General features: G+C 77.0%; 11 protein-coding genes. 2 read left to right on the top strand and 9 right to left on the bottom strand.

The genetic code is table 11. The features are described 5' to 3' along the window. On the bottom strand, positions 1–689 hold a 689-nt coding region (locus ABQ292_RS25000), incomplete at its 3' end, for a GAF and ANTAR domain-containing protein (RefSeq protein ID WP_369210416.1). 165 nt (positions 690–854) lie between these two features. Here ABQ292_RS25000 and ABQ292_RS24995 point away from each other — a divergent pair. After that, positions 855–1,313 carry an ATP-binding protein gene (locus tag ABQ292_RS24995; protein ID WP_369210415.1) on the top strand — a complete coding sequence of 153 codons (459 nt, stop codon included), beginning with the start codon at positions 855–857 and terminating at the stop codon, positions 1,311–1,313. A 21-nt stretch (positions 1,314–1,334) separates the two neighbouring features. Here the strand turns inward: ABQ292_RS24995 and ABQ292_RS24990 are convergent, their stop codons facing one another. The 7 genes from ABQ292_RS24990 to ABQ292_RS24960 all read right to left on the bottom strand — a co-directional run bounded on the left by ABQ292_RS24990 (position 1,335) and on the right by ABQ292_RS24960 (position 8,315). After that, entirely contained in the window at positions 1,335–1,571 is a 237-nt protein-coding gene (locus ABQ292_RS24990; RefSeq protein ID WP_369210414.1) for a metallothionein, read from the bottom strand. Between the two features lie 130 nt (positions 1,572–1,701). Further along, entirely contained in the window at positions 1,702–2,982 is a 1,281-nt protein-coding gene (locus ABQ292_RS24985) for a GGDEF domain-containing protein (RefSeq protein WP_369210413.1), read from the bottom strand. 111 nt (positions 2,983–3,093) lie between these two features. Next, entirely contained in the window at positions 3,094–3,783 is a 690-nt protein-coding gene (locus ABQ292_RS24980; RefSeq protein ID WP_369210412.1) for an NYN domain-containing protein, read from the bottom strand. 211 nt (positions 3,784–3,994) lie between these two features. After that, positions 3,995–6,100, bottom strand: a complete 2,106-nt coding sequence (locus ABQ292_RS24975) for a putative bifunctional diguanylate cyclase/phosphodiesterase (RefSeq protein ID WP_369210411.1) — start codon at positions 6,098–6,100, stop codon at positions 3,995–3,997. A gap of 333 nt (positions 6,101–6,433) precedes the next feature. Next, positions 6,434–6,829 (bottom strand): SRPBCC family protein, encoded by a 396-nt coding sequence (locus tag ABQ292_RS24970; protein WP_369210410.1) that lies wholly within the window; start codon positions 6,827–6,829, stop codon positions 6,434–6,436. Further along, positions 6,826–7,035, bottom strand: coding sequence for a hypothetical protein (locus ABQ292_RS24965; RefSeq protein ID WP_369210409.1), 210 nt, complete (start codon positions 7,033–7,035; stop codon positions 6,826–6,828). Before ABQ292_RS24965 ends, ABQ292_RS24970 begins: the two co-directional genes overlap by 4 nt. Next, positions 7,032–8,315 carry a competence/damage-inducible protein A gene (locus tag ABQ292_RS24960; protein ID WP_369210408.1) on the bottom strand — a complete coding sequence of 428 codons (1,284 nt, stop codon included), beginning with the start codon at positions 8,313–8,315 and terminating at the stop codon, positions 7,032–7,034. Before ABQ292_RS24960 ends, ABQ292_RS24965 begins: the two co-directional genes overlap by 4 nt. 211 nt (positions 8,316–8,526) lie before the next feature. Between ABQ292_RS24960 and ABQ292_RS24955 the strand changes: the two genes are divergently transcribed. Beyond that, a complete protein-coding gene (locus ABQ292_RS24955; protein WP_369210407.1) occupies positions 8,527–9,264 on the top strand; it encodes a hypothetical protein in 738 nt (245 codons plus the stop codon). A gap of 101 nt (positions 9,265–9,365) precedes the next feature. Here ABQ292_RS24955 and ABQ292_RS24950 read toward each other — a convergent pair. Next, positions 9,366–9,879 (bottom strand): PASTA domain-containing protein (locus tag ABQ292_RS24950; RefSeq protein WP_369210406.1); only part of this gene is annotated, 514 nt, incomplete at its 5' end.

The raw sequence follows: 9,879 nt of genomic DNA, 5'->3' as shown, positions 1-9,879 counted from the left end.
CGGGGCGGCTGGTGCGTCGAGGAGACGATGCCGGCGGCGATGTCGCGCAGCTTGCGGTTGTAGCGCTGCGAGGCGTCGCGCAGCAGGTCGAAGGCGGCGTCGGCGTCGATCCGCCGCTGGGCCATCAGCACGCCCTTGGCCTGCTCGATGACCGCCCGCGACTCCATCGCCAGCTGCATGTTGCGGGCGTGGTCGCTCAGCTTGGCGTGCGCGTCGGCGTTGGCGACGGCGACCGCGACCGCCTCGGCGACCTCGCGGGCCGCCGCGGCCGACGCCGCGGAGGCGAAGGCGGCCGGCTGGCCGGAGTAGATGTTCAGCGCGCCGACCGAGCTGTCCTGGTAGGGCAACGGCGTGGACAGCGAGCTGCTGACGCCGAGGTCGACGACCCGCGCGACGTAGTCGGGCCAGCGCGTCTCGGTGCGCATGTCGTCGATGCGGAGCTGCACGCCGCCCCGGCCGGCGTCCAGGCACGGCCCGTGGCCCCGCTCGTACTGCAGCTCGTCGGCCGCCAGGGACATCTCGCCGACGTGGGCGGCGGTGACCGCGACGTCGCCGCGCACGAGCGTGATCGACGTCGACTCGGCACCGGGGACGTGGTCGTTGGCGAGCCGGGTGAGCTCCCCGAGGACGTCCTCCAGCGCTCGGTCGGCCAGCTGCAGCCGGCTGAGCGCGCGCCAGAGGGTCTCCATGAGCTGCATTGTGCCCGGAGGGGGGCCGCGGGCGGGGGCGGCACGGTACCGCCGCTGCGGCCGCTGGCGGTTTCGGTCAGGATGGACCCGGTTCTACGACCGCGGAGCAGACGCGAGGGGTGACGGATGGGCCAGGAGACGTGGCCGCACGCTCCTGTGCCATCGGTGGCCGGCGACGTCTGGCACTGGCAGCTGGAGGCCATGCACGTCGTCTCCCGGGTCCGCTCGGACCTGCGCGCCCGGATCGCGCACCCGTCGGTGAGCTCGTCGTCGACCGAGGACGCCCGTGACGGGCTGCTGCTGGTGTTCGAGGAGCTCGCGTCCAACGCCCTGCGGCACGGCGGCGGTGACGTCCGGGCGCTGGTGGTGGCCAGCCCGGCCGGCTGGCTGCTCGACCTCAGCGACGAGGCACCCGAGCGGCCGCCGGTGCCCGCCGTCGACCGCGACCCCTCCCTCGGCGGCATGGGCCTGCACCTGGTGGCGCAGCTGTCGGTCGACTACGGCTGGGAGCGCCGGCCCGGCCGCAAGCACGTGTGGTCGCGGCTGCCCTCGGGGCTCGAGCCGATCGAGGGCTTCAGCGACCAGGTGCCGGCCCCGCGCGCGCCCGAGGCGCCCCGGGACTGACCGGGCGGCGGTGCCGGCCCCTCACGCCTTGTCGGCGACCGGGGCCCCGTCGTGCTCGGCGCGGGCGCAGTGCGCGCAGCAGTAGAAGGTGCCCTCGACCACGACGCCGTGGCCGACGACCTTCACCCCGCAGTGCTCGCAGATCGGGGCCATGCGGTGGATGGCGCACTCGAAGCAGTCGAAGGTGTGCCGGGCGCCCTGCGCCACCACCTCGAAGCTCATGTCGTAGTCGTTGCCGCAGACCTCGCAGACCGCCATGGTCCCTCCTCGCCGTCGTCGCCCCGGGTGCACTCCTTCCCCGGCGGGTGGGTGCGGACACCGGCGTCCGGGCGCGTCGCCGGCGAGCGGTGCGGTGGTGGTCAGGCGCGTGGTGGTCAGGTGGTAGTGATCAGGCGGTGGTCAGACGGGTGGTGGTGCCGACGGCGTTGCGGGTCCCCTTGGCGGCGTAGAGGCAGCTGTCGGCGCGGGCGGTGAGGACGGCGGGTGAGGCGTCCGTGCCGGCGGCCGCCGCGACGCCGAGGGAGACGGTCAGCTCGCCCGGGTCGAAGCCGGGCAGCTCGAGGGCGAGCGTGGCCAGCCGGACCCGCTCGGCGAGCTCGACGGCGCGCTCCTCGGGGCCGCCGGGCAGCAGGACGGCGAGCTCGTCGCCGCCCAGCCGGGCGACGACGTCCCCGCCGCGGACCGCGGCGCGCAGCAGGTCGGCCACCGCGCGCAGGGCGGCGTCGCCGCCGGCGTGGCCGTGGCGGTCGTTGACCTGCTTGAACCGGTCGAGGTCGACCAGGACGACGGCGACCGGCTGCCCCGACCGGCGCGACACGGCGCAGGCGGCGTCCAGCTCGGCGTCCCAGCGGCGGCGGTTGGCCAGCCCGGTGAGCGGGTCCTCCTCCGAGAGGCGCTCGAGGCGGGTCAGCAGCCGGCGGGTGCGGTCCTGCTCGCGGTGCAGCCCCACGGTGGTGCGGACCTCGCGCAGCGACAGCTTCTGGCGGACGCCGTGCATGACGCCGGCGATCACCGTGGCCGTGGCCAGGTGCACGGCCACGGTGACCAGCTCGTCGCCGGGGAGGGTGTCCCCCGCGACGAGCGCGGCGGCGACCAGCCCGGCCCAGGTGACCACGCCCAGCCCGACGGTCCAGCGGGCCGGGCCGGCGAGCACGCCGCCGCTGCCGAAGAGGGCGGGCGCGAGCCCGAGTGCGTACGCCACGCTGTGGTCGACCTGCAGCAGCATCCACAGCACGTCGACCTGGACGACGCCCAGCACGAGGACCGTGGTGACCAGCTCCGGGCGGCGCCGGCCGAGTGGCCGCCGCACCAGGAGCCAGAGCGCCACGAGCATGGGCAGGACACAGAGGAGCCGGACGGCGATGAAGGTCCCGGCGCGGTCGGGCTCGAGGTAGAGGTCGACGGGCGACCAGGCCGGCAGCACGACCATCGCCGTCACCGCGAGCACGATCCCCGACGAGCGGGCGCGGCGGGTCAGCTCGGCGACCACCTCGGGGTCGTCGGCGGCCACCTCGTGCCGGCGGCGGTCGCCCGCCCGGCGGTCGGGCGGGCCGGACGGTCCACCGTCCCGCAGACCGGGCCGCGCGGACCGTCCCCCCACCCGGCCGGCACGCACGGACGGCGCGCGGCGCGGGCCGGCGGGCGCGCGGTGCGGGGCGGAGGTGGACACGGCACCCCATCGACACCGGGCGTGCCTGGGGTGAGTACACCGTCGCCGTCCTCCCCCGTCAGGGTGAGCACGCTGGACGCACGTCCGCCCCCGCCACTCGCCCGCGGCGGGTCAGGGGTTGCGGCGGGCGGTCCAGGACGAGACGAAGTCGCGCAGGCTCCGGGTGGGCCGCAGCCACGCACCGTCGGGCGGCAGCGCGTCGAGGCGCACGCGGTCCAGCGGCGCGGCGAAGGCCCCGGGCACGTCCTCGATGTCGATGAACTCCAGCAGGTCCGAGCTGATCGCGTAGCCGGCGACCTCGCTGAACGCCACGACGACGACCTGTGTGCCCGACCGGGCCAGCTCCTCCAGCGGCTCGGCGAAGTTCCGTCCGTCCCCGGAGAAGACCACCAGCCGCCGCAGCCGGTGGCTGTGCGCCCGCACCTCGATGTGGTCGAGCATCGCCTGGTCGATGTCGTCGTCGGGCTGCGACTTCGGCCGCGCGAAGACGGCGAACCCGAAGCCGCGCAGCGCCTCCACCCAGCGCTGCAGCGAGCCCACGACGGGCGGGATGTTGGCGAACACGCACGCCTCGACCTCGGGCGCGTCCGGCGCCCCGGGGTCGCCGGCGCCGTCGACGAACCAGGCGGCGATCGCGTCGAAGCGCGGCCGGGAGGCGGCGGTGGGCCGGGCGCCGATGACCGTCGACAGGGTCATGTCGATGTTGGGCGCGTCCCAGATCAGCAGGTCCAGCGCCGGCCGGCCACGGCCGAGCTCGTCGCCGGGGGACTCCAGGACTGCCGTACCGCTGGTCTCGGTCACGGAGGCAGTCTGCCCGCTCACCGCCGCACCCGTGACCGGGGCGGGAGGGGCGTCGGGAGCGACGTCGGCGCCCGGGACGAGGCCGTGGTCGGGCACGGCGTCGGGGGTCGGGGGCGTCGGTGGCCCGGCGGGGAGGGGCGCCGGCGGCCCGGCGGGCGACGTCGCCCGGCGGACGGCGCGGCGGCGGCCCGGCCCGGTCACCGGCCCCGCCTCAGCGCAGCTGCCCGGCGAGGGCGAGCGCGCAGGAGTCGCCGCCGCCGGCCCGCACCCGGTCGGCCCAGCGGGTGACGTCGCCCGACGCCATCGGGCGGGCCAGCAGGTAGCCCTGGGCGAGGTCGCAACCGGCCTCGCGGACCATCCGCAGGTGCTCGGCCGTCTCCACGCCCTCGGCCACCGACCGGATGCCCAGGCTGTGCGCGAGCTCGACGATGGCACCGAGCACCGCGCCGGTGCCCGAGGTGGCCAGTCGCTCGGCCGCGGTGATCAGCGAGCGGTCGATCTTCAGCGTCCCGATCGGCAGCGCCATGAGCTGCGCGAGCGAGGACCACCCGGTGCCGAAGTCGTCGATGGCCACCCGGACGCCGAAACCCTGCAGCACGGCCAGCTGGTCCTCGGCGCGGGTCGGGTCCTCGGCCACGGTGGTCTCGGTCAGCTCGAGCATCAGCTGCTCGGGGGCCAGGCCGGAGTCCCGCAGCGCCGTCCGGACGTCGCGCACCAGCGTCTCGGCGGAGAAGTGGCGGGCGCTGATGTTGACCGCCATCCGCAGGGACAGCCCCTGGGTGGCCCACTCCGCGGCCTGGCGGGTGGTCTCGCGCAGCAGCCAGCGGGTGATCGGGATGAGCTGGCCGGTCTCCTCGGCCACGGAGAGGAACGCGTCGGGCGCGAGCAGGCCCCGTTCGGGGTGCTGCCAGCGCAGGAGGGCCTCCACGCCCTCGATCGCGCCGGTGTCCAGCCGCACCACCGGCTGGTAGTGGACGACGAACTGGTCCAGGGCTCCATCGCGCAGGCGGGTGGCGACGTCCATCCGCCAGCGCGCGGCGTCGCGCAGGCCGGGCGAGAACAGGTGCACGCGGTCCCGGCCGGCCGCCTTGGCCGCGTACCCGGCGGCGTCGGCGTCGCTGAGCAGCTGGTGGGCGTGCCGCAGGCCCGGCGGGGCGACGGCGACGCCGATGCTCGCCGAGACGGGCACCGACAGGCCGCCGGCGGTGAACGGCCGGCCGAAGGAGCGCTGCAGCCGGAAGGCCAGCGACGCCGCCTCCGGGGTGTCGCAGGACCGGGCGAGGACGACGAACTGGTCACCACCGAGCCGGCCGACGGCGTCCCCGGGGCGGATCTGGGTGGTCAGGCGGGCGCCCACCTGGCGCAGCAGCTCGTCGCCGACGGCGTGCCCGAGCGAGTCGTTGACGGTCTTGAAGCCGTCGAGGTCGAGGAAGAGCAGCGCGGTCCGGGAGCCCTCGTCGGCCAGCGCCTCGCCGATGAGCTCCAGCAGACGCAATCGATTGGGCAGGCCGGTGAGGTCGTCGTGGGTCGCCTGCCAGGCCAGCCGCTGCTCGACGAGGGCTCGCTCGGTGATGTCGGTGTGGATGACGACGAGCTGCCCGGTGTCCTCCACGCGCGCGGCCTGCAGCCGCCACCAGGTGGTCTCCCCGGCCAGGTCGTGGGCGTAGTCGTGGGCGAAGGTGCGCGGCGGCCCACCGGAGGGCTCGGTGCGCAACTGGTGCAGGCCGTCGGTGATCCGCGCGATGTCGTCGCGGGCCAGTCCCTGCGCGACGCGCGCCAGGTAGTCGTCGCCCACCTGCGCCGGTTCCCAGCCGCTCCGCCGCACGAGGTCGGCGTTGCCCGACCACACGCGGTTGGCGGTGCGGATGCGCCCGCCGTCGTCGAGCAGCACGGTCGGTGAGGGCAGGGCGTCGAGGACGGCGGCGGTCTGTCTGAGCTCCCGCACCTGCGCGGCCTGCGCGCGGTGCCGGGAGTCGACGTCGCGGAGGAAGACCACCACGCCGCCGTGCGCGTCGGCGGAGGCGCGGACCTCGAACCACCGGTCGTACGGCTCGTAGAGGTACTCGAACGCGCGCGGCCGGCCGTCGGCGAGGACGGCGCGCACGTGTCTCTGGAGTGCGGAGCCGAGGACGTCGGGGAAGCAGTCGCGCACCAGGCGGCCGACCAGGCGCTCCGGCGGCCGCTGGAGGAGCTTGGCGAGAGCGGTGTTGACCCAGGTGAAGCGCCACTCGGCATCGAGGCGGCACACCGCGTCGGGGACCCCGGTCAGCAGGTCCGGCGGCGGCGCCGGCAGGGCGGCCTGGTCGGATCGGTGCACGCGTCTCTCTCCCCCTGTCGCCGTACGCCGAGACCCGTCCAGCCGGTCCCCGGCATCCGGACCGGGACGGGTGGGAAGTCGGTCCGTGTGCGACGCCTGCCCGAGAGTAGTGGAGCCTCCCGGAGTCAGTCAGCCGAGACGGTGGAGCGCTCGACGATGCGGGCGGCGGGGACGCCCGCCGGGAGGGTGCCCAGGACCGTGCCCCAGTCGCCGCCGAGACGGGTGGCGCAGAAGGCGGCTCGCCGCCCGGCTCGGGTTCCGCGTCCACCGCGAGGGCGTCACCCCGCAGGGCGTCCGGGTGCTCGTCCACGAGCGGCTGGTGCCGCCGGACCGCTAGCCCAGCGGGCGGACCAGCCGGCCGATCGCGACCTGGGCCAGCGGGGCGTAGCCGACCACGACCGGCAGCGGCCCGGTGATCCGCAGGCCCGTGGTGCTCCCGCCGTCCGGCCCCTCGGTCACCCAGTGCAGGAGGTGCAGCCGCACCGGCCCGGCCGACACCGTCCAGGACCACCGCCGCGCCGCCTCGTCCACCGACTCGACGACGAACGGCAGCGTCACCCCCACCGGCCCGCGCACCCGGCCCTCCAGCCCGGCTGCCAGCCGGGGCTCGGGCACCTGCACCCCGAGGATCTGCGGCGCCCACGTCGGCCACCGCGCCGGCTCGGCGTAGCGCTCCCACACCTCGGCCGGCGACTCCGGTCCGGTGGCGTGCAGGGTCAGGACGGTCACGGCGCCTCCTCGGCAGCGGTCAGCGGGGCTCGGCACTGCACCGCCACGGCGAGCAGCCCGTCATCCGTCCCCGGGGCGTGCGCCAGCCGGACGACGTCGACGGCGACGCCGTCCTGCGGCTGCTCGACCAGGGCCGCGCGCACCGGCGAGGCGCCGGTGCTGCCGTACGAGGTCGGCTCCCGGGCCGGCAGGGTCAGGACCCTCACGCCGGCGGCCCGCCCAGCAGCAGCTGCCGCAGCAGGTGCATCGCCAGGACGACGGAGCGCTCGCGCACCGCCGTCCGCGAGCCGTGCAGCCGCACCGACCGGGCCTGCTGCCCGTCCGGGCCGACGACGCACAGGTGCACGGTGCCCACGGGCTTGTCCGGCGTCCCGCCGCCCGGGCCGGCGATGCCGGTGATGCCGACGCCGACGTCGGTCCCGAACCGCGCCCGCGCACCCTCGGCCAGCGCCAGCGCCACCTGCGGGCTCACCGCGCCGAACTCCGCGAGCACCTGCCCCGGCACGCCGACCAGGTGCTCCTTGGCCGAGTTGGCGTAGGAGGTGATGCCGCCGAGCACCCACGCCGAGGAGCCGGGGCGCTCGATCAGCCGGGCCACCAGCAGCCCGCCCGTGCACGACTCCGCGGTGGCGATGGTCAGCCCCTGGTCCTCCAGCGCGCCGGCCACGAGGTCGTCGAGCGTGGGTCCGGTGGAGAACAGCGTGGCGGCGAACTCCTCGGCGAGGACGGCGGCCAGCCGGTCGTACGCGGGCTGCGCGTCCGGCGCGAAGCGGGTGACGATCTCCAGCTCGCCCTCGCGCAGGCAGGTGGTGACCTCCAGGCCGTCGAGCCCGTCCTCGTGCGCGCGCAGGGTGGCCGCCAGCTGGGCCTCCAGCGTGCCCCAGAGCCGGATCGTCTCCTGGCGCAGCTCGGTGGCCCCGGCCAGGACCTCCCGCACCGCCTCGGCGGCCAGCGCGGCCGGCCACATGCCCTGCAGCTCCGACGGCGGCCCGGGCAGCACGACGACCACCGGTCCGCCGCGCCCCTCGGCCGGCGGGACGACGAGTCCCGGCGCGGTCCCCACCGGCTCCAGCACCGTGGCGCCGGCGGGCACCATCGCCTGCTTGCGGACGCCGGCCGCGGTGGCCTCCGGGTCGGCCCGCCAGCCCCGGCGCGACATCAGCCGTTCGACGACGGCGGCGACCCGCTGCTCGAGCTCGGGGTCGACGTCGAGCGGACGGCCCTGCACCTCGCCCACCACCGCGGCGGTGAGGTCGTCGGCGGTGGGGCCCAACCCACCGGAGGTGATCACGAGCTCCACCCCGCTGCCGGCGAGGTACCCCAGCGCGCCCCGCACGTCCTCGGGCCGGTCACCGACCACCAGGACGGTGCCGACGTCGACGCCGGCCCGCCGCAGCTCCTCGGCCAGCCAGGGGCCGTTGCGGTCGGCGACCCGGCCGGTCAGGACCTCGGTGCCGGTGACGACGATGCCCGCGCGCGTGCCCACCCGGTCGACCCTAGAAGGACCCCCCTGCCCCCCGCCCCTCGCAGGCTCGCCGCGGGACCCTGCAGGGGGCCGGGACGAGGTCACGGACCCGGGGCAGGCCGGGCGGACCCGCCGCGGACCTCCACGGTCCGGACCGGGAGCCCGGTTAGCGTGCAGGGCTGGACCGGCTCCCCGAGGGCCCCACCCCCCGTCCGACCCGGAGGAACGACCCGTGACCGCCTCACCCCCGCCGGCCGGCCCGCGCACCCAGGAGATCCCCCTCGTCCCCACCGGGGCGACGGCGGCCGGTGCGGCCGAGCACGCCGCTCCCCTGCCCGGCCCGCCGTCGACGCCGCCACCGGCCTCCGGCACCGCCACCACCGCCGTCCAGCCGCGCGTCGAGGACCCGGCGACCGTGCTGGCGGCCGCCCCGCAGCCGACCGGCCCGCTGGACTCCTGGTTCGGGACACCTCCCGCACCGCCTGCCGGGCCGCACTCGGGGCCGTCCGCCGTCCCCCACCCCGTGCCGCAGGCCGACGGCGTCCCGCACCCGGACGCCGCACCGCACGCCGGGCCCCGGCCCGACGGCGCCACGGAGCCCGCGCCTCGGAGCCCCCGGGACCGGGCGCTGCCGGTGGGCGCCGGCCTGGTGGCGCTGAGCCTCGTGCTCCTCGAGCTCGGCCTGGCCCTGGGCTTCGGCGGCGACCCGCTGTGGTCCGGTGTGCCGCTGTGGTCGGCGTTCGCCACGCTCGCCGTCCTCGTCGGGGCCCTGCCCCTCGTGCCGCGTCTCCGCGTGCCGGGCGGAGCGGCCGGGGCCGAGCGGATCGCGCTGGGCGGCCTGGCCGGGCTGGCGGTGTTCTGGGTGCTCGTCGTGCTGCCCCGGGCCGACACCGACCGCGGCTTCCTGCTCACCGCCGCCGTGGCGGCGCTGGGCGTCGCGCTCTGGTTGGCGCCGGGCCGCCGGCGCTGACCGACGCCGGGGCCTCGGACCAGCCGCCCGGCGGCCCGACGGCGACCGGACGCGCGGCAACGAGACGGACGGTGCGGGACGGACGGCCGGCACGACGGCGGTCAGCCGTTGCGTCCCCGGCCGTTCCCGTTGCCGTTCCCCCCGGCGTTGCCGTTCCCGTTGCCGTTCCCGTTGCCGTCCCAGGTGGTCTCGGGCCCGGGCACCTGCGGTACCGGCGGGACCGGCGCCTCGGAGGTCGGCGGCGCGGTGCTCGACACCGGCGGGACCCCGGCCGAGGGCGCCGACGACGGCGGTGTCGCCGGCGCGACGGCGACGGTCAGGGTGACCACCTCGCCCGCGTCCAGCTGCCCGGTCGGACCGACCGCGGTCACCAGGCCGGCGGCGACGTCGGCCGTCTCCTGCGTCGTCCGGGTCACCCGCAACCCGGCCTGGACCAGCTGCTCCTCGACCTCGTGGGCGGGCCGGCCCACCAGGTCGTTCCAGCGCACGTCGGCGGCCGAGGTCTCGGCGACGGAGGCCGGCGGGTCCGCCACGCCGGTGTCGGCGAACTGGAGGACGCCCACGCCGATCGCGGCTCCGGCGGCCAGCGTCGCGATCCCGGCGAGGACCCGGCCG

The sequence above is a fragment of the Geodermatophilus maliterrae genome, from assembly GCF_041018925.1.
Lineage (GTDB): Bacteria > Actinomycetota > Actinomycetes > Mycobacteriales > Geodermatophilaceae > Geodermatophilus > Geodermatophilus maliterrae.
Note: the sequence above shows the minus strand (reverse complement) of the source record. Positions and strands in the feature narration are given on the sequence as shown.